Annotated in this window: 21 protein-coding genes and 1 riboswitch; of the genes, 9 read left to right on the plus strand and 12 right to left on the minus strand. The window is 53.0% G+C overall.

The genetic code is table 11. From position 1 onward, the window contains the following. Positions 1-103 precede the first annotated feature (103 nt). Both GM557_RS08630 and tyrS read left to right on the plus strand, forming a co-directional pair. Positions 104-829, plus strand: coding sequence for an alpha/beta hydrolase (locus tag GM557_RS08630; RefSeq protein ID WP_155573977.1), 726 nt, complete (start codon positions 104-106; stop codon positions 827-829). 40 nt (positions 830-869) lie between these two features. Next, entirely contained in the window at positions 870-2,120 is a 1,251-nt protein-coding gene (tyrS, locus tag GM557_RS08635; protein ID WP_155573941.1) for a tyrosine--tRNA ligase, read from the plus strand. 11 nt (positions 2,121-2,131) lie between these two features. Here tyrS and GM557_RS08640 read toward each other — a convergent pair whose 3' ends face one another. Both GM557_RS08640 and rpe read right to left on the minus strand, forming a co-directional pair. Continuing rightward, positions 2,132-3,763, minus strand: a complete 1,632-nt coding sequence (locus GM557_RS08640) for a heparinase II/III family protein (protein WP_155573942.1) — start codon at positions 3,761-3,763, stop codon at positions 2,132-2,134. Positions 3,764-3,778: 15 nt separating this feature from the next. Then, positions 3,779-4,441, minus strand: a complete 663-nt coding sequence (gene rpe / locus GM557_RS08645; protein WP_155573943.1) for a ribulose-phosphate 3-epimerase — start codon at positions 4,439-4,441, stop codon at positions 3,779-3,781. Positions 4,442-4,556: 115 nt separating this feature from the next. Then, a riboswitch (TPP riboswitch) is annotated at positions 4,557-4,669 on the plus strand. Positions 4,670-4,746: 77 nt separating this feature from the next. On the opposite strand from rpe, the gene GM557_RS08650 reads away from it, so the two are divergent. From GM557_RS08650 to pnuC, 3 genes are read left to right on the plus strand one after another with little or no spacing between them, the layout of a single operon-like run. Next, positions 4,747-7,134, plus strand: coding sequence for a TonB-dependent receptor (locus tag GM557_RS08650; RefSeq protein ID WP_155573944.1), 2,388 nt, complete (start codon positions 4,747-4,749; stop codon positions 7,132-7,134). Between the two features lie 2 nt (positions 7,135-7,136). Beyond that, on the plus strand, positions 7,137-8,261 hold the full coding sequence (locus GM557_RS08655; protein ID WP_155573945.1) for a phosphotransferase enzyme family protein: 1,125 nt from the start codon (positions 7,137-7,139) through the stop codon (positions 8,259-8,261). After that, positions 8,262-8,801, plus strand: coding sequence for a nicotinamide riboside transporter PnuC (gene pnuC / locus GM557_RS08660; RefSeq protein ID WP_155573946.1), 540 nt, complete (start codon positions 8,262-8,264; stop codon positions 8,799-8,801). A gap of 14 nt (positions 8,802-8,815) precedes the next feature. Here the strand turns inward: pnuC and GM557_RS08665 are convergent, their stop codons facing one another. From GM557_RS08665 to GM557_RS08680, 4 genes are read right to left on the minus strand one after another with little or no spacing between them, the layout of a single operon-like run. Next, the gene (locus GM557_RS08665) at positions 8,816-9,175 is read right to left on the minus strand and encodes a hypothetical protein (RefSeq protein ID WP_099027492.1); all 360 of its coding nucleotides are present in this window, start codon (positions 9,173-9,175) and stop codon (positions 8,816-8,818) included. A 37-nt stretch (positions 9,176-9,212) separates the two neighbouring features. Continuing rightward, complete coding sequence (locus GM557_RS08670) at positions 9,213-10,679, minus strand: efflux transporter outer membrane subunit (protein ID WP_180794251.1); 1,467 nt, start codon at positions 10,677-10,679, stop codon at positions 9,213-9,215. Further along, complete coding sequence (locus GM557_RS08675) at positions 10,676-13,819, minus strand: efflux RND transporter permease subunit (RefSeq protein WP_155573947.1); 3,144 nt, start codon at positions 13,817-13,819, stop codon at positions 10,676-10,678. Before GM557_RS08675 ends, GM557_RS08670 begins: the two co-directional genes overlap by 4 nt. Before the next feature lie 6 nt (positions 13,820-13,825). Next, complete coding sequence (locus GM557_RS08680) at positions 13,826-14,959, minus strand: efflux RND transporter periplasmic adaptor subunit (RefSeq protein ID WP_230880664.1); 1,134 nt, start codon at positions 14,957-14,959, stop codon at positions 13,826-13,828. 297 nt (positions 14,960-15,256) lie between these two features. Here GM557_RS08680 and GM557_RS09050 point away from each other — a divergent pair, with 297 nt between their 5' ends. Both GM557_RS09050 and GM557_RS08690 read left to right on the plus strand, forming a co-directional pair. Beyond that, positions 15,257-15,823 (plus strand): TetR/AcrR family transcriptional regulator, encoded by a 567-nt coding sequence (locus GM557_RS09050; RefSeq protein WP_155573949.1) that lies wholly within the window; start codon positions 15,257-15,259, stop codon positions 15,821-15,823. Between the two features lie 182 nt (positions 15,824-16,005). Continuing rightward, positions 16,006-17,448, plus strand: a complete 1,443-nt coding sequence (locus GM557_RS08690; RefSeq protein WP_155573950.1) for an amino acid permease — start codon at positions 16,006-16,008, stop codon at positions 17,446-17,448. A 96-nt stretch (positions 17,449-17,544) separates the two neighbouring features. Here GM557_RS08690 and phoU read toward each other — a convergent pair whose 3' ends face one another. From phoU to pstC, 4 genes are read right to left on the minus strand one after another with little or no spacing between them, the layout of a single operon-like run. Continuing rightward, entirely contained in the window at positions 17,545-18,261 is a 717-nt protein-coding gene (phoU, locus tag GM557_RS08695) for a phosphate signaling complex protein PhoU (RefSeq protein WP_155573951.1), read from the minus strand. A gap of 20 nt (positions 18,262-18,281) precedes the next feature. Beyond that, positions 18,282-19,085, minus strand: a complete 804-nt coding sequence (gene pstB / locus GM557_RS08700; protein ID WP_155573978.1) for a phosphate ABC transporter ATP-binding protein PstB — start codon at positions 19,083-19,085, stop codon at positions 18,282-18,284. 35 nt (positions 19,086-19,120) lie between these two features. Then, positions 19,121-19,978: a phosphate ABC transporter permease PstA gene (gene pstA, locus GM557_RS08705; RefSeq protein ID WP_155573979.1), complete on the minus strand. Its 858-nt coding sequence runs from the start codon at positions 19,976-19,978 to the stop codon at positions 19,121-19,123. Positions 19,979-19,998: 20 nt separating this feature from the next. Further along, positions 19,999-20,943: a phosphate ABC transporter permease subunit PstC gene (gene pstC / locus GM557_RS08710; protein WP_155573952.1), complete on the minus strand. Its 945-nt coding sequence runs from the start codon at positions 20,941-20,943 to the stop codon at positions 19,999-20,001. Between the two features lie 250 nt (positions 20,944-21,193). On the opposite strand from pstC, the gene GM557_RS08715 reads away from it, so the two are divergent. Together GM557_RS08715 and dps are read left to right on the plus strand one after the other, a co-directional pair. Then, the gene (locus tag GM557_RS08715) at positions 21,194-23,692 is read left to right on the plus strand and encodes a glycosyltransferase (protein WP_155573953.1); all 2,499 of its coding nucleotides are present in this window, start codon (positions 21,194-21,196) and stop codon (positions 23,690-23,692) included. Between the two features lie 100 nt (positions 23,693-23,792). Continuing rightward, positions 23,793-24,302, plus strand: a complete 510-nt coding sequence (gene dps, locus GM557_RS08720; RefSeq protein WP_155573954.1) for a DNA starvation/stationary phase protection protein Dps — start codon at positions 23,793-23,795, stop codon at positions 24,300-24,302. Between the two features lie 99 nt (positions 24,303-24,401). Here the strand turns inward: dps and GM557_RS08725 are convergent, their stop codons facing one another. Together GM557_RS08725 and GM557_RS08730 are read right to left on the minus strand one after the other, a co-directional pair. Continuing rightward, positions 24,402-24,926, minus strand: coding sequence for a hypothetical protein (locus GM557_RS08725; protein WP_155573955.1), 525 nt, complete (start codon positions 24,924-24,926; stop codon positions 24,402-24,404). Between the two features lies 1 nt (position 24,927). Next, positions 24,928-26,160 (minus strand): glycosyltransferase, encoded by a 1,233-nt coding sequence (locus GM557_RS08730; RefSeq protein WP_266137945.1) that lies wholly within the window; start codon positions 26,158-26,160, stop codon positions 24,928-24,930. Positions 26,161-26,186: the final 26 nt, after the last annotated feature.

Here is a 26,186-nt window from a genome sequence, read left to right on the forward strand (position 1 = left end):
AATCATGCCCGGTCCCACAAAGGCCGGGCATAATCGGTTCGTACATCACCTTACCCTCCATATTTTAGGGATGGTCAGGGTGGACAATAAAGATGAGAGACGCATGCCTGAAGTCATGTTCGCTGGCCCTGATGGGCGGCTCGAAGGCCATTATCACCATTCCGAAGACCCTAACGCTCCTCTCGCCCTTGTCATCCACCCCCACCCGCTCCATGGCGGGACAATGAACAACCGCATCACTTACACCATGTATCGGCGTTTTCAGATGATGGGGTTTTCCGTCCTGCGTTATAATTCCCGCGGGGTTGGTCGCTCTCAAGGCCGTTATGATGGCGGTATTGGGGAAATCTCCGATGCAGCAGCTGCTCTGGACTGGATGCAGATGATTAACCCCAACTCCTCGGAGTTGTGGATTGCTGGATATTCCTTCGGGGCCTTTGTAGGGATGCAGCTGCTGATGCGCCGGCCAGAAATCCGCGGTTGGATTAGCGTTGCCCCCCCTGCTGATGATTATGACTTCAACTTCCTCGCCCCCTGCCCCTGTAGCGGGTTAATGATTGCTGGTGGGCGAGATAACATGGCCCCAGAGCCTGTCATCCGTAAACTGGTTGAGAAACTCAACACACAAAAGAATGTGACGGTGGATTATCGCCTCTTCCCAGAGGCAGACCACATCTTCTCCCAGCAAGCGGAGCTGATTGCCGATGCGTTGGAGGACCATGTCACCACCCGGCAGAGAAACCTCTTTGCACCAGAGCCTGCCTCTATCGCCGCCCCCGCGCTAGAACATGATGCAGAGCCAGAGCATGAGGCAGAAGCCATCGGCTAAGCGATCCCCCTTGCTATAGACTTCAGAAAAGAGCTTTTCCATGACCGACATCACACTTAAAAGCCCCTTCCTGCAAGAAGCTCAGGCCCGTGGGATGATTTTCCAATGCACTGATTATGAGGCGTTGGATGCTCTTATGCAGGAAGGCCCCATTACGGCTTATATCGGCTTTGACCCTACAGCTGATTCCCTGCATGTGGGTAATGCGATGTCGATTATGATGTTGCGGCTCTTACAAAAGCACGGCCATCACCCTATTGCGCTCATCGGTGGGGGGACGGCGAAAATTGGTGACCCGTCCTTCCGCGATGAAGCCCGCTCGCTGATGAGCAACGAGACCATCACCCATAATCTCGCAGGGTTGCGCGCCTCACTGGGGCAATTTTTGGATTTTGATGATGGTAAATGTCGCCTCGTCAATAATGCGGATTGGTTGGATAAGCTCTCTTACATCAGCCTATTGCAAGATGTTGGGGTGCAATTCTCTGTCAGTCGGATGCTCTCTTTTGAGAGTGTGAAGCAACGTCTTGAGCGTGAACAGGGGCTGACCTTCTTAGAATTCAACTACTCCATTCTTCAAGCATTCGACTTCCGGGAGCTCTATCGCCGTCATGGGGCCATCCTTCAGATGGGGGGCTCTGACCAATGGGGCAATATCGTCTCCGGCATTGACCTCGCTCGCCGTACCGATGGAGCGCGGCTATTTGGGCTGACAACACCGCTTGTTACCACCTCCTCCGGGGCTAAGATGGGCAAGTCCGCCAATGGGGCGGTGTGGGTCCGCAAGGAGCGGCGGCCTGTATTTGATTACTGGCAGTTCTGGCGCAATACGGAAGATGCGGATGTAGGCCGCTTCCTCAAAATGTTTACCGACCTCCCCGTGAAGGAATGTGAACGCCTCGGCGCGCTGGAAGGAGCAGAGATTAACGAAGCTAAGAAGATTCTGGCTACAGAGGCCACAGCCATCTGCCACGGCCGTGCTGCCGCTGAGGAAGCCGCTGCAACTGCCCGCACCGTGTTTGAGCAAGGCAGCACACAAGCCGCCCTGCCAGAAGTCACCCTGCCTGCTAGCCTATTTGCCGAGGGTGTGCCTGCCTTTAAGCTCTTTGCAGAGGCAGGCTTAGCCGCCAGCGGGGGCGAGGCACGCCGCCTCATCCGCGGAGGTGGTGCCCGGCTGAATGATGTCGTCATCAAAGATGAGAATCAAACCATCACATCTGCCGACCTAACAGACGGCACGCTAAAGCTCTCCTCCGGCAAGAAGAAACATATCCTCATCCGGGTAGGGTAGCAGGGTAGCCCCTAAAGGGGCACATATTCCAGCACCCATTCCACCTTTTGCTGGCAGCGGGGGCGTGTCTCGGCCCCCTCCTTCTCCGTTGTAGGTGACGTTAACGTCCGACCGGGACGGGAATAAACGACAATCTGGCGCGTTTCCTCCGGTGTGCCGCGGCCCATATAAAGGTCGTCCTCCACGGCTATCTCTCCACCTGTTTGATGAAAACGCCATATCTCGGAGGCTGTATGGAGGATAATCTCCTCATCCTCGCGCTCTACCCGCACATCAGGATGAATATGGAAGCGCAACGCAAAAGGCACATCACGCTCCCCTTCCACACGCTCGCAGCCGCGTAACTCCTCCCCTGAAGGGTCTAAGAAAAGCGAGCGGGACCATATCACCCCATGAGAGGGATAATAGCCATTATGAGAGAGATGCACGGCGTCTGCTCGGCCCTCTCGCTCTTGCTGGCAGCGCACTTGTGAAGGCCGATGTGTTATATGACCACCCGCCCCAAACCCTGATGAGGACTCTCCTTCAACAATCAGGGCTGTATGGGCAGCAGACGAGCGCAAGGCGCGTTGCCATCCCCCGCCCATAGCAGAGCCACAATTTACAAATAATCGCTGCCGATGATGGGAGAACTCAAAAGACAATGTCCCCGCATGGGCCATACGGTCCAACCCGCGCGGTGGGGGTGGGGCTGCATCCACCAATAAAAGGGCCCGCCCTGCTGTAAGCCGCACAAAACCACCTTGGCTCAAACTCGAGGCAACAATGCGGTAACGTTCAGCTTGCTCTAACAAAGCGGTAATGGCTTTTGCGCCATGTTCCTGCGCGCCATTAAAGAGAGCTAGCCCCCCATCGCCATGGCAGAAAGCCCGCAATACTGCACAAGCCCGCCCTAGAGCGACAGAGACGCACTCCGGTGGCAACCATTGCAAAACACCGAACATCCCTTGAATCGCAGTAAGTTCCTGCACGCAGCGATATTGGGCCTCCGGGCTGCGCTCTGCCGCAATACCCTCCTCCCCCAACAAGCGGGTCAGCACATGGGGGAGTTGCTCCTCAAAGCGTTTGAGAAAGCCATCATAATCAGGCACCGCCATATAGACAGCTAACAACCCACGCAGAGCCGCAAGCTCCTCCCAGCCTAATGAGGAAAGAGGCAACATTGCCGAGAGCCGCCGTCCATCTTTAACCGCAGCCTCTAACACAATATGCTGTGTGTTCGCTGTAGCGGTGGAGAGGCAGAACTCATAATGCCCAAACCAATTTGCTAAACGGCGGCCTATCACCCCACCTTCCCGCGCGATGGGGTCATTAGGAGGACGGTCTGCCCATGAAGTGACCATGGAGCGCGCTAATAACCGCCCTCCATTTGTGCCGAATGTACGAAGGTCTTTCAGCCACTCAAAGCTATACACCCACCGGCGTACATCTTCAGGCCAATTATTCTTTTGCCAAACATCCCGCATTGGCAAGCGATAGGTCTTTTGTGCAAAACGGAACACACCACCCGTCAATAAAGCGGCTTGGTCAATGTCCCCTTCTTCACGGTCTTGATACAAACAAACAGGGCCAACTTCGTCCCGCTGACGGGCTGGCAGAGAGGCACATAATAGCCGAATATACCGCCAGCAGGACCTAAACAAGCCGCTCCCCTTCCATCAAGCGCGGCGTGCGGGGCGGGCTACAGCGCGCATCCCCTCTATAGCGGCTTTGCGGTCACCCTTACCAAAAATAGCAGAGCCTGCCACGAGCATAGTCGCCCCGGCCTCCGTCACCAACGGGGTTGTGGTTTCATCAATCCCACCATCAACGCCTAGTGTAATATCCCGCCCGCTCCTACGGATCATCTCTGCAAGGGTGCGGATTTTAGCAAGCTGACCATGCAGGAACTTCTGCCCCCCAAAACCGGGATTAACCGTCATAACCAAAATAATATCAACCATATCCATCACTTCGGACAAAGCCTCTGGTGGGGTTGCAGGACAAATCGCCACCCCTGCTTTACAGCCTAAGGCATGGATGGTTTGCAACGTCCGATGCAGGTGAGCATTCCCCTCCACATGCACCGTAATATGGTCTGCTCCCGCTTTGGCTGTGGCTTCTAAATACGGGTCCACAGGGTCAATCATCAAATGAACATCAAACTTGGCCTGACTATGTGGCCGCAAGGCTTTAATGACGGGCATCCCAAAAGAGATATTAGGCACAAAATGCCCATCCATCACATCAAGATGCAACCACGGGGCCTCCACCACCGCGCTCATTTCCTGACGCAGATTAGAGAAATCAGCAGCAAGCAGGCTCGGTGCAATTATGGGCATAAGACCCCCATTATAAAAAGGACAAAACGCATAGGCTTGATATTGGCAGAAATAGGCATTTTTACAAGAGAGCCTTGCACTTGAACAAAAGGGCCTTTCTCTGCTAACGAAGAGCACATGTTCCGAGGGGTGCCTTCATCTGCAAGGCTGAGAGGATGGGCAAGGCCATCCAACCCTTTGAACCTGATCCGGTTCGTACCGGCGAAGGGACAGGAAAATAGCATGGATGGAACACCCCCATCTTCCCCTGAACTAACGCCAGCCCAGCGAACCTTCCCTATCGACCTCTCGAAGGTGAAGATTCTATGCGCTTATCTTTTTCTGGCTTGCGGGCCCTCCTCTTACTCCCCTTATGTTGCCCCAGCTTAGCCTTGGCTGAGGAGCAAACAAAAGGCCAACAGACGCACACGCACACACCAACACATCCCACCACCTCACATCCCCATGATGTGCAGGCAAAAGAGGTGGAATATATCACCACCCATGCCACAACGGAGGTCACCCAACGCGGTGGGGGGTTAATCCGCCCTCAACATGGCACGCAATCCATCAGTGAGGTGGGCCGTAGCTATATGGATGTACAAGCCCCTACGGCTTCGGCTTTTCAGCTTGTCTCCATTTTACCCGGTGCAAATGTTGCTACCTCCGACCCTTTTGGCATTTCCCCTAATACGAATATCAGTGTCCGTGGGCTAAATGGGGATGCTATTGGCTATGTCTTAGAGGGTATGCCCCTCAATGATATTGCCTCTTATGGTGGGTATCCCAACCAATTTGCTGATACAGAGAATTACAGCACTGCTGGGCTGCAACAAGGCTCCTCCGACCTGGATAGCCCCGTCCTCAATGCCGCTGGGGGGGTGATGAAACTCTCCTTCCTAGACCCGGCCTTTAAACCCGGCGGGTTTGCCTCTTTCTCATATGGCTCTTTTAACACGCGGCGCGGCTTCCTCCGGCTTGAGACAGGCGAGATTGGTCATAGTGGCGTCCGCGGCTTTGCCTCTTACTCCAACACCCATACTGATAATTGGCGCAGCGGCGGGTACGATACCCGCCAGCATATTGACTTCAAGCTCCTTAAAGAATGGGGGCAGGACAATCGCGCAAGCCTTGTTGGGTCATGGAACAGGGCCATCACCAGCTATTATCCCTTCACGTCCCTCAAGGATTGGAAAACATACGGCACCCATAGCGGTGCCCTTACCCACCATTATGAACCCGGCGATAATAGCTATAATTACTGGCGGCTTTCCCGCGACCCAGAGGAAACGCTCTATGTCGGTGCGCCTGTGCATCTGCGCTTTAACCAGCGTTATAGTTTTGACATCACCCCTTATGCTCAAAGTGCTTATGGTAACTTCCCGTACGGCTCCCAGCTCTCTGGTACAGGCAATTATTATGGCACCCTGCCTGTCTCTTCCCTCCCTTTAACCGATAATCAAACCGTCCGTTCCGAATACACGCAGCGTAGCTATCGCGCTGGGGTGAATATGGCCTTCCATGCCCGGTATAAATGGAATGATTTCGTCATGGGTTATTGGTATGACTACTCCGATGATAACCAACGCCAGCCCTTTACCACCGTTAATGATGATGGAAGTTCGGCCAATATTTGGGGCGATAAACGGCGTGACCGTGTGCTAATGCCCAATGGTAACCCTTACCTTGCGGGGGCCTTTCATACTATGTCGCAGGTCAATGCGCTGTATATAGGCGACCATATCTCCCTCATGCAGGATAGATTAGCGATGGATATTGGCTTTAAAGAGGTCATGATGCATCGTTGGGGAACAAATGACGTCCCCGGCCCTCAGCGGACCATCTCTAGTAATAAAGCCGAACCACTGCCGCGCTTTGGCATGAGGTGGAACTTTACCAAGCAGGACCAGATCTTCCTCAACGTCAACACCAATTTCCGCGCCCCAACAGCCTCCAGCTATTACAACCAATATGCTGGGACAGATGCGAATGGCAACGCCAATGGCTCCCTCAGCAAAGCGGGGACAAACCATCTTAAAAATGAATATTCCATCGCAGAGGAGTTCGGCTATCGCCGTACGGGGGAATGGATTACTGCGAGCGTGACCTTCTTTAACTACAATTTCCGCAATCGGCAGATTAAAACAGGGGAGCCCAATAACCCCAATATCTCCACCTCCATCAATGCGGGGAAACAAACCTCACGCGGGGTAGATGTAGAGATTGGCACACGCCCTTGGCATCATCTCAGCCCCTATGCCTCTTTTGAATATCTCCATGCCACCATCGATAGTAACATTGCCGCTAGGGGGGACCTCCTCCCTACAGCAGGCAAAACGGCTATCCGTAGCCCTCATTTCCAAGCGGGAGCGGGGTTACGCTATGATGATGGACACTTCTTCAGCATGGTGACGATGCATTATATGAGCCACCAATATGCCACCTTTATGAATGATGAGCGCATCCCTGCCATCATGACGGCAGACCTTGCTTTGGGGTACCGCTTTAACAATATCGGCGTACTCCAAAAACCCACCTTGCGCCTGAACCTGAGCAATTTAAGCAATCAACGTTACCTCTCTGGTATTAACAGCACCGCTTTTAACGCTCATACGACAACCGGCCTGCATGGGACGCGCATTAAAGGCTCCAGCCCTGATTACTTCATCGGCAGTCCCTTTGCCGCCCTTGCAAGCTTTACAGCGGGGTTTTGAGCATGTCTGCACGCCCCCTTGGCTTAGAGAGCGGCTATAATAGCTGTGTGTGGCCCGCCCTTACGCGCGCTGATGTAGCAACTCTCTTGCCTCATTGGGGCATGCATCCCGCTAACGATCCTATCCTCTGGCATAGCCAGCGGCCCTTTTCTGCCTCGGCCATCATCGCGTTGCAGGATGGCCAGCATATTTTCCTCAAACGGCATGGGCGGGCTTTGCGCTCCGCCCGCACAGTGACAGAGGAACATCGCTTTGCCCAACATCTCGCAGCGCAAGGGCTAGCCGTATGCGCCCCACTCCCCATGGAGGATGGCACCACCGCCAAAGCAGAAGGGCATTATGTTTATGAGGCCTTTCCCCTCTTTACCGAGCACGATGCTTATCGCGGGCTTGAATCATGGCGGCCTTATAAAAGCACGCCCCAAGCGGACTCTAGCGGGCGGCTCCTTGCCCAATTACATCACGCTAGTGCGGGGTATGACGCGCCCCCGCGCCATAATCCCCCCCTCACCTCCATCCGCCATCCCCTGCTCGGGCCATCCTTAGACGATACACTCCTCCCTTGGGCAGCACAGCAAAAGGGCCTTACATCACTTTACTCCCTTGAGGATGTACGCTCTGACGTTCTGCCCCTTTTAGAGCCATTTCATCAGACCTTACGCCCCCTCTTACCGCATGACCGCCCCCTTTGGGGACATGGTGATTGGCATGGGGCAAATCTCTTATGGCAGAATGAGGGGCAAGACCTCACCGCCGTGCGTATCTTCGATTTCGGCATGTGTGACCAAACCAGTGCCGCTTTTGACCTCGCCGTGGCGATAGAGCGTAGCTTCATTAGCTGGCTCGCCCCTGACGGCTCCCCCACCGTGCATGAGGAGCAGCTACGCGCCTTCCTCCACGCTTATGATGCCCAACGCCCAAGAAGCCTCGTAGAACGACACCTCACAGCACGCTGGCTCCCCCTCTGCCATGTGACCTTTGCCCTCTCTGAAACGGCTTATTACGGCCATACGCTCCATAACCAAGCAGCGGCAGAGATTTCTTGGCGGGATTATCTCATCGGCCATGCAGAATGGTTCCATTCCCCCACAGGGCGTACCCTCCTAAACATGTTGGAGGCATGTTAAATGATGGAGCTTATCGCTGCATGCTTTAGTGCAAGTGGGGTATGGCTAACCGCCCAACGCTGCCTCATCGGCTGGCCAATTTCCCTCCTAGCGACCTTTCTTTATGGCTGGGTCTTTTTCCATGCCCGCCTTTATGCCGATACCATATTGCAAGGGGTGTTTAGCCTCACCATCCTTTATGGCTGGGCTTTATGGGCACGGGATAAAGCACGGCAAAACACCCTCCCGCCCCAGCCGCTGGCCCTCAAAAAAGCCATCATAGAGACGCTTGGCTTTTTTATCCTCTCCACCTTATGGGTTATAGCCCTGCGCTGTTGGAGTGACGACCCAGCCCCCCTCCTTGATGGCGGCCTAAGCGGGGCCAGCTTACTCGCCCAATTATGGACCGCACGGCGGCACCGCATAAGCTGGCTGCTCTGGGCAGGGATTGATGTAATTTATACAGGGCTTTTCTTCAGCCGTTCGCTCAGCATTACCGCTTTGCTTTACGGGGGCTATACCCTTCTCGGCCTCTATGGCTATTGGCGGTGGAAGGCCTAAAAAGCGACGACCCTTTATTGGGTCATCCGGTCCAGCTCCTCAGGGGTGAGACGCTGAATCCGCACCGCTTTACCTGTGGAATCATAATAGACAATCGCCGCACCGCGCCGCTCGGCATAGCCATCAGGCACGCCACTCTTTTTACGAAAAATCAACCGCCCATGCTCTGGCTGAATCGTCACCTCATCCCCGCGTGGGACAAAATGGAACATGCTGTAATCAGCATGAACACGCGGCAAGCTGGTTTTGGGCATGGGCTTACGCACAACACTATCTAGCCCATCAGCCCCATCATCAGCATAACTAAGCCCCGCACTGCCTATCATCAGAGCCATCAGCCCTAGCCCTAAACCGAGCGTCTTTACCAAACCCATTGCCTCTCTCCTCACCCACCGCAATGCGGCGCGTACGTTACTTCTGCCCTTGGCTCTTACGGCTCCACCCCCCACCTAATGCACGATAGAGGGTTACCATATTTTGGAACCGTGCCGCCTCCACAACAATACGGCTCTGCTGGGCTTGGTAAAGCTGACGCTCCTGCACCAAGGTGGTTAGATAATTATCGATCCCCGCATGATAGCGCATCCGGGCGAGGTCGTAAGCCCGTTGGGTTTGTGTCTCTAAAACAACCATATGTTCATCTTGCCGGCGATAAGTCTCCCGCGCTGTCAACGCATCGGATACTTCTCGAAATGCCGATTGCACGGCTTTTTGATATTGCGCCACATTCTGCGCAAGCCGTGCTTTTGCTGTCCGTAAGTTCCCCTGATTCACACCCCATGTGAGCAAGGGGATGCTTATATTAGGGGAGACACCCCATGTTTCTGCCAAATGGCTAAAGAGCTTGCGAAATTGCAGCGAGCTTGTCCCCTCATTCGCTGTAAGGGTTACCCGTGGGAAAAAGGCCGCCCGCGCCGCACCAACGGAGGCATTCGCCCCCAATAGCAGATGCTCTGCAGCCATAATATCAGGCCGTTGCTCTAAAAGGTCGGACGGCAAACCCGCCGGTAATTCCGCAATCATCGTTTGTCGGCCCATCGGCAAAGCCGGGGGCAGATTCGCCGGCAAGGGCGTGCCGACTAAAAGTTGTAAGGAATGTTCATCATCAGCAACGGCCCGCGTCTCTTTCTCCTCATCAGAGCGTGCTTGCTCTAACTCCGCCGCACTTTGGGCGAGAGTGAGCGCATCTAACTCATCATGCTTAAACTTAAGGTCATTCAACCGCCATGTATCGGCCCGCGTCCGCGCTGTATTGCGCGCAAGGTCTAGCAATCGCTTATCAGCCAACCATTGAATATACGTGCTTGCCACCTGCGAAACTGTCGTCAGCCACAGGTTACGCAGATTCTCAGCCGCACTTAATGTTTGCTCCTGCTGGGCGCGCGCCATATTGCGAATACGCCCCCATAGGTCAATCTCGTAAGATGAGAACCCAATGGATGTCTGATAAAAACGCAATGTAGAAATTGAGCGACCAGAACCCGGCGCAAAGGCAAAGCCCGCCGTATCCGATGGCCCCACATATTGGGCTCCCCCACCAGCCGAAATGGTCGGGAAAAGGGCGGCATTCTGTACTTGATACTGCCCACGCTCTGCCGCGACTGCCGCCATCTGCGCGGCGAGGTCTCGGTTATTGGTCAAAGCCAGAGTGATAAGGGCCTTTAAGCGGGGGTCTGTAAAGAAATCCTCCCACCCAAGGTCGGAGACACGCTGATGTACCGGCTGGCCAGGCTTTAACTCCGCATCGGCTGGGTATTTCTGCGCAACGGCGGGGTCTGGGCGGTGATATTTCGGGGATAAATTGCACGAGGCAAGCAGCATACTGCCCACAGCCATCACCCCGTAAGTGAGGCTCCGTTTTGTGCTATAAAGGCTCATGCTTGGCCTCCTTCCTGCCCAGCTTCATGCCGCTCTGAAAGACGTTTGACGCGAAAAAGCCGCAGCACCACGACAAAAAAGATGGGGACGAAATACACAGCCAACACCGTTGCCGTAATCATCCCCCCGACAACGCAGGTCCCAATCGCTACACGCGCCGCAGCCCCGGCCCCGGTGGCAATCGCCAAAGGAAACACACCGCATACAAAGGCGATAGAGGTCATCAAAATAGGGCGTAAACGCTCTTGCCCCGCTTTCAACACAGCCTCTTCTAACGTATCGCCGCTTTCATAAAAGGCCTTGGCGAATTCAACAATCAGAATGGCGTTTTTGACAGCCAACCCAACAGTGGTCAGCAACCCGACTTGGAAATACACATCATTGCTCAGCCCTCGCCATAGGGTGGAGGCAATCGCCCCTAAGACACCCAAAGGCAGCACCAGCAATACGGAGAAAGGAATCGCCCAACTTTCATACAAAGCAGCAAGGCAGAGCAAAATCACAATCACTGCCAGCGCGTAAAGCGGCCCTGTAGCATTGCCAGAGGCTAATTGCTCAAAAGTGAGACCTGTCCATTCATGCCCGACGCCGGGGGGCAGCGTTTTTAGGATGGCCTCTATCTCCGCAACGGCACGACCAGCACTTACCCCTGCCGCAGGTACACCCTGAATCTCGTAAGAATTAAGGCCGTTATAATTCTCCACCTTCTGCGGCCCTACAATCCAATGGCCAGAGGCAAAAGCATTAAAGGGCACTAACTCGCCAAGATTATTGCGGATATACCAGCGATTGAGGTCTTCTGGCCTCATGCGGGCAAAAGATTCACCTTGGATATATACCTGTTTTACACGGTCATTCCGGGTGAATTGATTCACATAAATCGAGCCTAAAGCCCCTTGAATGGTCGTATTAATATCCTCGTTGGTAATGCCCTGCGCGTTAGCTTTCTCACGGTTTAAGTCCAACACAAATTGCGGCGCATCTTCCAACCCCATTGGGCGCACAGCCACAAGCAACGGGTTCTTCTTCGCTTCATCAAGCAATTTATTACGCGCCGCAAGGAAGGCTTGATGGCCAATATGACCATTATCCTCAAGCTCTAAGTCAAAGCCAGTCGCATTACCAAGCTCCATCACCGCAGGAGGATTAAGAGCATAAATCTGCGCCGCAGGGTCACCAGCAAAATGCTTCATGATCTCACTAGCAATCGCCATACTGGAATGTTTATAGCCCGGTCGCTTATCCCATGGCTTCAGCCGGATAAAGAACGCCCCAGCATTTTGCCCCTGCCCTGCAAAGCTAAAGCCATTCATCGTAAAAACAGATTCGACATCATGGCTATACGTCTTCATCACATAATCGGTGATGCGATGGTTAATCACCCCCATCTGTGCATCAGTAGCCCCCGGCGGCGTGCTAATCTGCCCAAAAATAAGGGCTTGGTCTTCATCAGGTAAGAAGCCTGTTGGAACCTTGAGGAACATATAGCCCACAAGCAGCGTCAGGCCTAAAAACACTAACATCGCCGGGAGCCGTAAACGCAATAAATGCCGCACCCCGCCTATATAGCGATGCGTTAGCCACTCAAAGCCATTATTAAACCAGATCGCTGGGCGAAAATGGACCTCATGATTGGTTGGCTTTAACATCGTAGCGCAAAGCGAGGGTGTCATAATCATCGCTACGAGGACGGACAACCACATAGCCGCCACAACCGTGATAGAGAATTGCCGGTAAATCACCCCGGTGGACCCACCAAAAGCGGCCATAGGTAAAAAGACCGCTGTAAGGACCAACACAATCCCCACCAACGCGCCAGAGATTTCATCCATCGATTCACGCGCAGCCTCACGCGGGGGGAGATGCTTCTCGCTCATCACACGTTCGACATTCTCCACCACCACGATGGCATCATCCACCAATAGCCCCACTGCGAGGACCATAGCCAACATCGTCAAGGTGTTGATGCTGTACCCCATGATGGACAGCAACCCAAACGTCCCCAGCAACACCACCGGCACGGCGATGGTCGGGATTAATGTCGCGCGGAAATTTTGAAGAAAGACGAGCATCACGACAAAAACCAGAATGATGGCTTCCACCAATGTCTCAATCACTTCCTCAATCGAGTGCGTGATGAAAGGCTCCGTATCCAGCGGGTAAACCACCTTCACCCCTTTAGGAAAGAACTGGGAGAGATGATTAATCTCCGCGCGCACGGCATCTTCTGTCACCATCTGGTTCGCCCCGGGGGCGAGCTTGAGGGCTAGGGCTGTGGCGGGTTCATTATTATACCGGGATGTGAAATTATAGCTCTGTGAGCCTAGCTCCACACGCCCAATATCGCGCATCCGCACTTGGCTGCCATCTTGTTGGACCTTCAGCAGCATATCGCTAAATTGCGCCGGGTCTGTCAGGCGGACAGGACCGATGATAGTGGCATCAAACCCTACAGATTTTTGTGCTGGTAAGCCGCCTAGCTCCCCTGAGGCAACCTGAATATTCTGATTCTGCACCGCATGCTGTACATCAGCAACTGTCAGGCCATATTTATACAGCTTATCAGGGTCCATCCAAATACGCATGGCATATTCGGAGCCAAAGAGCGTATGGTCCCCCACCCCAGAAATACGCGAGAGAGGGTCCATCACGTTAGAGGCCACGTAATCGGAAAGATCCTTCCCGCTCATGCTGCCATCAGTGGAGATAAAGCCAATCACCATCATAAAGTTCTTGGCAGCCTTTGTGACACTCAAACCTTGATTGACCACTTCCGGCGGAAGGCGCGGTTGGGCAAGCTGTAATTTATTTTGCACCTGCACCTGAGCAATATCGGGGTTTGTCCCTTGCTCAAAGGTTAGGTCAATTTCCATATGCCCATTGCCGTAAGACTGTGCCGATAGATACTCCAAATGGTCCAACCCGGACATTTGTTGGAGAATCGGCTGCACCACCGTGTTATTCACCGTATCGGCAGAGGCCCCGGGGTCGTCCACCGCAACGGCAATTTGCGGTGGGGCAATCGTAGGATATTGGGCAATCGGCATACGGGTGATGGAGACACCACCCACAAGCATAATAATCAGCCCAACCACCCACGCAAAAACAGGGCGGTCGATAAAGAAACGCGATAAAGACATACGCTCTTACTCCAGCCCCAACTCGGCTTTATCGGCTTCATGAGGCTTTACTGTACCTTCGGCCCGTATCTTCTGTAGCCCAGAGATAACCACAGCCTCTCCCTCACTCAGCCCATGTAAAACGTGCCAATTAGCCCCTATGGTCTGCCCCACCGTCACCATCCGCAAATGAACATGATTTTGTTTATCCACCACCATGACATAAGGCTCTGCTTTATGGGTCCTCTGCACTGCTAATTGAGGCACAAGGAGCGCGTTAGGGTCGCTGCCCTCCTTAATATGGGCATGCACAAACATCCCCGGCAAAAGCAATTTATCAGGGTTAGGCATCACCCCGCGTAGGACCAATGTCCCTGTTGCTGGGTCCACCGTGACTTCAGAAAGTTCTAGCTGGCCTGTATGCCCATAAAGGGAGCCATCAGGCAGCTCTACCGTTACAGCAGCATCATTACCTTTACGCTCTAACTGACCAGAGGCCAGCTCCCGCCGCAGACGTATCATATCTTCTGCAGCGAGATTCACATCCACATAGATAGGGTCTAACCGGGTCACAACCGCAATCGCATCACTCTGATTCGCCGTTACCAGCATCCCTGCTGTGTAAAGCGTCCGACCAATGCGCCCATCAATCGGGGCATAAACATGCGTATAGTTAAGATTAACCTGCGCACTCTCCACCGCAGCTTGGCTCTGCACAACCTCTGCATCCGCTTGCCGTGCTGTCGCCAAGGCATCATCATATTCCTGCCGACTTACCGCCCGCGCGCCCACAAGGGATTTATACCGCCGCAACTGCGCATGGGCACGAATGGCACTCGCCTGCGCTTCCATCAACCGTCCACGCGCTTGGTCATACGCCGCTTGGAAGGGAGCAATGTAAATCTGGAATAATTGCTGCCCAGCTTTAACGTCTTTCCCCTCCTCAAACATACGCTCGACCAACACGCCACCAACCTGCGGGCGAATCTGTGCTTGCTCATAAGCTTCCACACGGCCGGGGAGGGAGGTCTCCATCGGGACATTTTGCTTATGCAAGGTCACCACAGCGACCTCTTGCACGGCAGCCTTATGCGGGGCCTTTTTCTGACAGCCCGCTAAAAAGGTGGTGCCTAGTAACATTGTCCCGCCCAAAAGAGCCATACGGGACAAACAAACAGCCGGAAACACGCGACATATGGACATAAATGACACTGGCTCTCTTAGGATTAGCAAAACCGAAAACTATACCTACAGGCAAATAACGCTACCTGCATCAGGGTCTCTCATACTTTTATACACAAACCATGCAGTGCGAGGAAACTAATAAGTTTCCATCTGTCAGGTCAAGCTCTTTTCCTATAATGAAAGGACCACTATAGCCTCTATCTCATCTGTCAATAGGAGTATGGTGCCATTTCTACCCCTCAGGATTTAGACCGCCGTAGCACCATCCTCAAAGTGGCCTGCACTCTATTACAGGAGCAAGGCTATCACCATACCACAATGGACCATATTGCCCACCAAGCGGGCATGTCTAAAAAAACACTCTATCTCTTTTTCCCGTCCAAACGGAATCTCATAGAACAACTCATTCTGGAAGAATTATTTCCCCCCTTTACACCTGCCCCTCACCCTCATGAGAGCCTTGAATCCCAATTACGCCTTATGATTTTTCAGATGGCTGATATTTTCCTCTGTGAAAAACGCCTCAGCCTTCTCCGCACGATTATTGGGGAGACAAACCGCTCCCCCTCCATCCAACAACTCATGACAGAGCTTTTTCACCTCGCAGGCAGTAAAACGAACGTACAAAACTGGCTACAAGCCCAAAAGGAGGCAGGCACCCTCACCTTCGCTAATGCCACCGATGCCGCCGATCATCTCTTTGGCTTGACCATTGGCGGGCCAATGCTCTCCCGCCTTGCCCATTGCGGAGCAGCACGCAACAAGGCCGATTTGCAGCGTTATTTAGAAGAAGGATTACGCATTTTCCTACATGGCTGCACCCCTCTCCCCCTGTCATAAAAACAGCTTATTATTACGCCTCTGTAATTGGTTATTAAAATCTCGCTTTAAACTCATCATCCATTGGCAAAGTCCCAAGGGTTAGTTATAGAATCTATTCGTATAACACATAGCAGACCATACAGGAGCGAAATACTAACCCGCGCCCTTCTCCGCACACAGCCCTATCGCAGGATGAACGCATGACTACACCCTCCTCTGATCAAACCACCCCAGACCCAGCCTCCACCAGTGATGAGGGGTATCAAAAAGATTTAAGCCGGCGGCATGTCCAAATGATCGCCATTGGGGGGGCGATTGGTACAGGCTTGTTCCTTGGGGCAGGCTCGCGCCTTCAGGTCGCTGGTCCATCTTTGGCCATCACATATGCTATTTGCGGTCTCTGCGCCTTTATGATTCTCCGCGCTATGGGCGAGCTTGTAATGTACCGCCCAAGCAGTGGGAGTTTTGTCACCTATGCTCGTGAGTTCCTTGGGGAAGGAGCCGCCTATGCTGCGGGGTGGTTCTTCTTCCTCAACTGGGCGATGACGGGCATTGTCGATATTACCGCCATTGCGCTTTACATCCATTACTGGCCCATTTTTGGGGCCATCCCTCAATGGTTGATTGCCCTCGGTGCGCTTGTTGTTGTCGGGGCGGTAAACCTTACCGGTGTGCGTTATTTTGGTGAGATTGAGTTCTGGTTCTCTCTTGTTAAAGTTCTCACCTTAGTCATCTTCCTCACAGTAGGCGGCTACATCCTTCTTAGCGGCACCCATGTTGGGCCTTACACCCCGGGGATTCACCTCATCACACAGTCCGGCGGGTTATTCCCCCATGGGGTTGTCGCCTCATTAATGCTCATCCAAGGTGTGATCTTCGCTTATGCCGCAACAGAACTCATCGGCATTGCTGCTGGGGAGTGCGATAACCCCCGCAAGGTCGTCCCCAATGCTGTGAACAGCGTCATTTGGCGTATTATTTTCTTCTATGTAGGCTCTGTCACCCTGCTCGTCTGCCTCATGCCTTGGTCAGCCTATCATGCTGGGGAAAGCCCTTTTGTGACCTTCTTCCACAAGCTTGGCCTACCTGCCTCTGACAGCATCATGAACTTTGTGGTCCTCACGGCAGCTCTTTCCAGCCTTAATTCCGGCTTATATTCTACAGGCCGCATTTTACGCGCCTTAGCCCTCGGCGGGTCTGCCCCTAGTGCCATGAGCAAGCTCAACCGTAATGCTGTGCCTTATGTCGGCATTGGTGTGACGCTCTTTATCTATCTCGTGGGTGTTTTGATGAACTACCTATACCCCACGCAAATCTTTGAGATTGTATTGAGCATCTCCTCTCTTGGTATTTTGGGTACATGGGCGACCATTCTGCTCTGCCAACTCCGCCTGCATCGGGCCATTAAACGGGGACGGATTGCCACTACCAGCTTCTCTATGCCCGGTGCCCCTTATACAGGTTGGCTTACACTCGCCTTTCTCTTGCTCGTACTGGTGATGATGGCATTTGATTATCCCTCTGGCACCATCACTGTTGGCTCTATCCCCATTCTCGCTCTCATTTTCTATGGCGGGTGGGTCTTGCTCAAACGCAACCAGACAGATGAAGACGAGGAGGATGGCTCTACAGAGCCCTCCTAACGAGGCCGCCATACCATTTTAATTAAAAAATCCCCGGTTAGCCCATAAGCTGACCGGGGATTTTCATAACGTGATACAAAACTTAAAGAGAAAAGCTTACACCTCTTTGCTCACAGCACGGATTGGGTTTTCCCCACGGGGCCGCTCTGGTGGTAAATTCTCCCCTGTGACAGCATAGAAAACACGCTCTGCTACATTGGTTGCGTGGTCACCAATGCGCTCCAGATTTTTAGCAATAAAGAGCAGCTCCGTGCAGGCGCGAATATTGCGCGCATCTTCCATCATATATGTGACAAGCTCACGAAAAAGAGCCACATAATGCTCATCCACCCCACGGTCCGCGTGCCACACCTCCATCGCCATAATCGGGTCATGTTGGATGACAGCCTCTACCGTGCGGCTCAGATTATCCCGCACAAGGCGGCACATACTCCGCAAGCCAGAAAATGAAATCTGCGCCTCACTAGAAGCCGCTTTAATCGCCTTCCGCGCAATAGAGGCCGCATAATCACCAATGCGCTCCAAATCTCCGGTGATTTTCAACGCGGCGACAATCTCGCGCAAATCCGCCCCCATAGGACTACGCAACGCTAAGAGGCGAATCACAAGGCTTTCTACCTCACGCTCTAGCTCATCCACCTCCGGGTCGCGGCGCGTTGCCTCGTCAGCGGCGGCTTCGTCATGCTCGGCTATGGCAGAGAGAGCAAGCGTAACTTGTTCCTCCACAATATGTCCCATCTGCCCCATCATAGTACGCAGCTGGTCTAGCTCCTGCTCGTAGCTTGAAACAATGTGAGAACGCTCATGTGGCATAATCTTTCTCCCTTCCCCGCTTAACCGAATCGACCGGTAATATAATCCTGCGTCTGCTTCTGACGCGGGTTGGTGAAAATACGATCCGCCGTGTCCATCTCAATCAAACGGCCTAGATAAAAGAATGCCACTTGGTCCGCACAGCGTGCTGCTTGCTGCATATTGTGCGTCACAATAACAATCGTGAACTCCTCTTTAAGCTCATCCAGCAATTCTTCAATCCGGGCGGTGGAGATAGGGTCCAAGGCAGAGGTTGGCTCATCTAACAAAAGAACCTCAGGCCGGGTGGCAATACTACGCGCAATGCATAAACGCTGCTGCTGCCCGCCTGATAACCCCGTTGCTGGCGCATGGAGGCGATCACGCACCTCATTCCACAAGGCCACGCGTGTAAGAACATCCTGCACGCGCGCATCCATCTCCGTACGGCTCAATTTTTCATGCAGACGCACACCAAAGGCAATGTTCTCGTAAATCGACATCGGAAAAGGCGTGGGTTTTTGAAAGACCATCCCAATACGCGCACGCAACATATCAAGACTAATCGAATCGTCTAAGATATTGCGCCCATCAAACATCACCTCCCCCGTTGCCCGTTGGCCGGGATAGAGATCGTACATCTTGTTAAAAATCCGCAACAAGGTGGATTTTCCGCAGCCGCTCGGGCCTATCATGGCGGTAACGCAACGTGCGGGGAAGTCTAACGAAATATCATGCAAAGCATGGTGGGAGCCGTAATAAAAATTAACCCCCCGCACAGAAAGGGCGACCTCCTGAACAGGCCCATCGCCTGATGACCCGGTGAGATGCTCGGTAAATGGCATCGAAGCAGACATCATGAAACTCTCTCTCCTAGACATCAGTGACGGGATGAAAGCCGCACAGTGATATTGATAAGAAGCACGCCAAAGGTCACCAACAAAGCCCCCGTCCATGCCAGCTGCACCCAGTCTTCATAAGAGGCCCCAGCATATTGGTAGATAGCTATTGGCAAGCTCGCCATAGGGCGATTCATCGCTGTGGACATGGTTTGATTGCCCAAGGATGTAAATAAAAGCGGTGCCGTCTCCCCACCCATCCGCGCAAGTGCGAGAAGAATCCCCGTCAGCACACCCTTCCGCGCGGAGCGTAAACAAAGGAAGATAATAACACGCCACCGTGCCGCCCCTAAGGCCGCTCCAGCTTCCCTCATCGCTGTAGGGACGAGTCGGAGCATATCTTCTGTCGTGCGTACAATCAGGGGCAGAGCCAAAACCGCCAAGGCTAATGCCCCTGCTAGGCCAGAGAAATGGCCCATCGGCACGACCAAGAGCTGATAGATGAACAAGCCTATCAAAATGGACGGGGCAGACATCAACACATCCGCTACAAACCGCACCCCACTGGCGAAATAATTCCCCTTCCGCCCATATTCGGAGAGGTAAATCCCACACATCAACCCAACAGGGGCCGCCATCAATAAGGCCAAGCCCGTTTGGATCACGCTGCCGATAATCGCATTGGCTAACCCCCCGCCAGATCCGGGCGGTCCCATTGTACGCGTCAATGTCGCCCAAGAGAGACCCTCTAGCCCATGGCGTAAGAGCGTCCATAAAATAGAGACCAGCACCAAGAGCAGGATACACCCTGCCATAACACTCGCCCCTGTAGCGAGATTATTACAAACACGCCGCCGCACAGCCTTGCGACTAGGCCGCCAATCATCACGCGCGGGCATAAGAGCGGACTTCCCCGTCTTCATGAGCGTTTCCCCCGTAGCAAGCGCGCCAACACGAGGCTAACACAGGACAAAACCATAAGAATGAATCCCAACGCCATCAGTGAGGAAAGCCGTAAAGACCCCGCCGGACTTTCTGGGAACTGTAGGGCAATCAAAGAGGCCACCGTACTGCGTGGGGCAAAGAGCGACCAGCCAACACTCGTCACATTACCGATGATGAAGGTCACCGCCATCGTTTCACCTAAGGCACGCCCCATCCCCAGCACAATCGCGCCAATCATCCCATTACGCGACCATGGCACGACAATCTTGCGCATCATCTCCCAGCGTGTGGCCCCAAGACCATAAGCACTCTCCCGCAGCATGGGCGGTACAGCCCCAAACACATCCACCATCACAGCGGTGATGAAAGGCGCAATCATCATCGCAAGGATAATACCCGCTGTGACAAGCCCCGTCCCCACGGGCGGGCCTGAGAGAATCGGCCCTAATATGGATGTATGGCGAAAATGATGATTTAAAAAAGGCTGAACATCACGCGCAATGAAGGGGACAATCGTCTGGAAGCCCCACATGCCGAAGATAATAGATGGCACAGCCGCCAAAAGCTGGATGGTTGTCCCAACAATTGAGGCAAAACGTGAGGAGGCAATATAAACCAACCAAAAAGCCGTCCCAAACGCCAGAGGGACGGCAATTAACATCGCAATGACTGTACTAACAACAGTGCCCAATAACGGGGCTAGAACCCCATATATATCCTTAACGGGATTCCAAGACGTTCGTGTAAAGAAATCAAGCCCAAAAGCGGTGAAAGCCTGCCATCCCCCTGTTGCCATCAACAGGATGAGACCCCCTAGCGAGGCTAATACAAGCATCGCACATAGCCAGAGCAACCCGTGGAAGACCGTGTCAAACCCAACTCTATGGTGAGAGGAACGCGTTACAGGCGTCATGCGCATCTATCTGAAGCCTTGGCCATTTTAACATCAACGGCGACCACCACCATTAGTGCCGCCCCATTTCGTGCATTAACGCCCTCATTGGCAAAGAACAACCGCTCTGAGCAGCAATTAAGCCAGTTTCACGCATCATGGCTGGTTTTTTTATTAACTTCCCTATAATTTAGGTGAGACGGTCATCCATCTGCCACACTTATATTGCAACTTGATGACAAACTTTGTGTTTTACACCTTTAAATAGGAGGGGTCTTTGCCTGTCAGCCAATTCCGAGGTTATGTTGACGTCATAGACACCCATAGCGGCATTATCCGCGGATGGGCCATCAATTTACGCAACCCATTCCGACCTGCTCAGATCCATGTCATCATGGATGGTCAGGAAGTCATGCAAGTATTATGCGACCTCCCGCGCGAAGATGTCCGCATGACATTACACACACCGAGCGAGAAGCTGGGCTTTCAATTCACACTCCCTCAGGCCGCTTTTGATGAAGAGCCGCATGAAATCTCTATCCGCTTTGAGGACCGCTCGGCTCTGCCCTTCCCTAATGAGGAGGACCCCCTAACCCCTCATGAGGTCATCACCTTTACCCAATGCCCCCGTACAGATTACAAAAGTTGTATTGATGGGTTGCATGAAGGGTTTTTGCGCGGCTGGGTCATTGCCCAACATCGCCCCACTGAAGCATGGGAGGGCAATGTTGTTATCTCTGTTCAGGCAGATGGCATCTCTCTAGGAACATTCCGCGCCAATCATTATCGTGGCGATGTTACAGAAGCCCTTCATTGTGAGCCAAATTGCGGTTTTGAGGTACCCATCCCTCAACAATTCCACGATGGTATCCCCCACACATTCACCGTTACCACCCTGCCAGACCACACCCCCCTTGCAGGCAGCCCCTTTATCACAGCCTTAGTGGATGACCAGCTCACCGCCAAGTTGGTACAGATTGAGAACACCATCGCTAACCTCCATCGCCAACTCACTACCTTACGGCGAGAGACACATAACCTCATCCCCAAACGGCCTCTCAACCTCCAACATTATGACCGTTGGGCGCGCCGTTATTATGCCCATCTTAGCGAGCAAACCGCCCTCCAACGGCAAGCTCATCCCCTCAAAGAAACTCCTCTTATCTCCGTCCTCTGCCCCACATGGCGGCCTGATGAAGATGATTTCCGGGCTGCGGTAGAGTCCGTTATTGGGCAAACCTACCCCCATTGGGAACTCATCCTTGTTGATGATGGCAGCGAATGCCCCCGCACGACAAAGCTCATCCAAGATTATTGCAAGAGCGATAAACGCATTCGCTCTGTCGTCCTGCCGAAGAATCAAGGCATTGCTGGGGCTACCAATGCGGCCATCAAAGCGGCCCGTGGGGCATATATCGCCTTTTTTGACCATGACGACCTCCTTGTTGATGTCGCTTTGGAGCGCATGGTCCGCGCTGCCCTAACAACAGGGGCTAAACTGCTTTATTGTGATGAAGATAAAGTGGATGCCGCAGGCCATTTCCTAGAGCCTAACCTCAAGCCCGATTACGATTACCGCTATTTGTTAGGCTGTAACTATATTTGCCATCTCACTGTTATGGAGGCCGATCTTGTCCGCAAAATTGGCCCGCTAGAAGGGCAGTATAATGGCGCACAAGACCATGACTTCCTCCTCCGCGCGGTGGAACTCATCTCGCGCGAGGCCATCCATCATGTACCGGAGATTTTGTATCATTGGCGCAAAACGCCTAACTCCACCGCCAGCAATATCGGCAATAAGAGCTATGCTGTAAAAGCGGGGGTTGAGTGTGTGACAGCCCATCTCCACCGCCAAAAGATTAAAGCCACTGTTAGCTCTATCGATCGGCTAAGCCTATATGCCATCCAATGGCCCTTCCGCAAGCAGCCCTCTGTGAGCATCATCATCCCCTTCCGTGATCAGCTAGAGATGACGCGTAATTGTGTCGAGTCTTTGCTCGCCTCGCAAAAATATCGGCAATTTGAAATTATTTTGGTCGATAATTTCTCTGTAGAAAAAGATACACTCGCTTGGTTGGAGAGCGTCCAGAATCATAAAAAGGTCTCTGTCCTGCGGGTGGAGGAACCTTTCAATTATGCACGTCTCAACAACCGTGCAGCCTCTCAAAGCACAAGTGACCAGCTCCTTTTCCTCAATAATGATGTTATCATCACTCAGCCAGACTTCCTCACAAATATGGTTCATGAGGCCCTCGCCTCACCAAAAATTGGGGCTGTAGGGGCACGGCTTTTATACCCTAACGGAACAATTCAACATGCTGGGGTCGCTGTCGGGCCGGAGGTCATTGGGGTACATGTTCATCGCCTCCAACCCAATACGGATTTCGGCTATATTGGGCGTATTCGCCTCACCCATGAGGTCACAGCGGTAACCGGTGCAGCTCTCATGGTCCCACGGACCCTGTTTGATGAAATCGGCGGGTTTGATGAAACCTCCCTCGCTGTGGCTTATAATGATGTCGATCTCTGCTTAAAAATCCGCTCAAGCGGACATACCATCATCTATTGTGCCACAGCCGAAGCCATCCATCATGAGAGTTACTCCCGCGGGAGCGATGATCGCCCCGAACATGAGGCGCGCTTCTTTCACGAAAAACAAGTCATGTTTGAACGATGGAAAGAAAATTTACTCTTTAAAAATGATCCAGCATACCCACATTACTTCAGACAGGACCTGCGGACCTTCTTTGACCTCCGCAACCCTGAGGATATATAATCCAAGGGCGTGAGGAAGAAGCCTGGGAGACGTCCCGCCCGGTTTCTGAGTGCCTTCCCCCATTTAAGGGGGGAGGCCAATATCATAGAGGAGCGATATAATGAGCAAGATTCACCATTTTCACACAAGCAACAACACCCCAGACAACACAAAGAGCGTCTCTATCGAGACACTTAATGCCCGTCTGGCAGACCTGATCGACCTCGCGTTGGTCACCAAGCAGGCCCATTGGAACCTCAAGGGGACAAACTTCATCGGCGTACATGAAATGCTCGATGGCTTCCGTGGCGGGCTTGATGGCTTTATCGACACCGCTGCTGAACGTGCGGTACAGCTTGGTGGCGTTGCCCTCGGCACAGTGCAGACAGTGCATGACCACACAAACTGCGCCCCTTACCCCACAAACATCTTCACTGTTCTCGACCACATCAAAGCCTTGGCAGAACGCTATGGCGTAGTGGCCAACAAAATCCGTGAGGCCATTAAAACAACGGCCGAGGCTGGCGATGATGATACAGCGGACCTCTTTACAGAGATTTCCCGCGGTTTGGATAAGAACCTCTGGTTCCTAGAGGCTCATCTTCAGGCTGAAGCTGGCCCGCGCTCCTAAGGCGTATAAAAAGAGGGAGCCGCTCGTCAAGCTAGCTCCCTCTTTTATAAAAAAGGCGTGCCCCCCACGGAGGACACGCCTTTTTCTTTACCTTCCGCTTTACAACGATAACGCTAAATGGAGTCGCGCAAAATAGAAGGGATCTTCCTGCAAAACATCCCGCACACGCCGGCCATCAGGCAACACCTCATTCTCCTGCACCGAATCCGCGGGCATGAAATCCTTACGCCATTCACTCACCGTTGTCTCGGCTAATAAGCTTGGGAAAAGTGGCTCTGGCTCTGGCTCTGGCTCTGGCTCTGGCTCTGGCTCTGGCTCTGGGGAAGCAGCTTGAGGAGAGGCTTTTGGCTTATCAAGCCCTAGAGACGCCATAATCGCGCGAAAATCATTCTCTAACAAACGGCCGGGAACAGTCCCACGCTCACGCTGTGCAATCCACTCTCGCGTTAGCTCCCTAAGAGTATCTTTCCCCGGCCCATGTGCATCTGACCAACTCGCATAAGCAGCCTCTGCTAATTGGGTACAATCATCCTCAGTAAGTTTCTGCGGCGGGGATGATGGCGATTTTTTAACAATCCATCCCCCTACCAACCCTATTAAAGCCGCTTTATCCATCTCTGGCATCTTATATCGCCTCCCGGCCTGTCATTTTACTTATCAGGGCCTCATATTGGGCCAGATACTGCTGCATATCCAAGGTCTTCTCGGCTCTTTGGCGCACATTATGGCTCAACTGCGCCCCTAATGTACGATGTTCCAAAAGATTCAAAATAGCCTCGCTTAAAGCATGCGGTTTTAAAAAAGGTACCATCAGAGCCGTTTCCCCATGGGTAAGATATTCTTGCACGGGGGCTGTATCACTCACAACCAGAGGGCACCCTAACGCCATAGCCTCTCGCAAAGACCATGATAGAACAAAAGGATATGTTAGATAAATATGAGCATCAGAGCGTTGCAACACACGAATCATCTGCTCACGCTCCAACCACCCTACAAAATGAATCCGTGAGAGGTCTAGCTGGCCCTCAAGCTCCTTTAACATCTGCTCACGCCACGTCCCGCCACCTACAGGGGGCACACCATAACTTACATCATCCCCCCCCATGAGGATGACCCGGCAATCAGGCCGAGCCTTTAACAAAGCAGGCAAGGCGCGCATCATACTATGAAAGCCACGATAAGGCTCCAAATTGCGCGCGGCGTACGTCACCAATGTTTCATAAGGCGCGACCACTATCTCACCAAGCTGAAAAGGCTCCCGCTTTATCATAGGGTCCGGACGATAGCGCGTAAGGTCCACCCCTTCATCTAACAAAGTAAGCTTATCATGCGCCCATTGCGGATAAGTATCCCGCTGAAAACGCGTTGGCGTTTGCCCTAATCCTGGCCCTGCTAAAGCCTGAAGATTGACCGTATTCTTACAGCGAATCAGCAGCTCTACATTCTCTGGAGGAGGGAACTCAGGGTCAAACCCCGTATCCCGCCCTGTCAGACCATAATAGAACTCAAAATATCCCAACAAGGGCACGTCTGGAAACACAGACTCTAGATTCAACAACTCACCCCAGCCATGATGACCGATGATAATATCAGGCTGGAAACCAAGCGTCTTTAAGGAGCGTGCTACCGCCGCCACTGCCTCAGCACGGCGAATCGCGTAATCAAACTCCCCTACAAAAGGATGGCTCTTACCGCGCTCCAACTCCGGTAGGCGGTACAAAACCCGCCTGACACCGGGAATGTCTGGCCCTTTACCAGCGGTAAGAAACACGACATCATGCTCAGGGTTACGCCCTAGCCGTGCGACAATATGAGCATATTGCGCGGGGAAACTCTGATGAACAAAAAGAAAACGCACCCGTTCCCCCAGCCAACCTTAGGCCA

The sequence above is a fragment of the Bombella sp. ESL0385 genome, from assembly GCF_009725755.1.
Classification (GTDB): Bacteria; Pseudomonadota; Alphaproteobacteria; order Acetobacterales; family Acetobacteraceae; genus Bombella; species Bombella pollinis.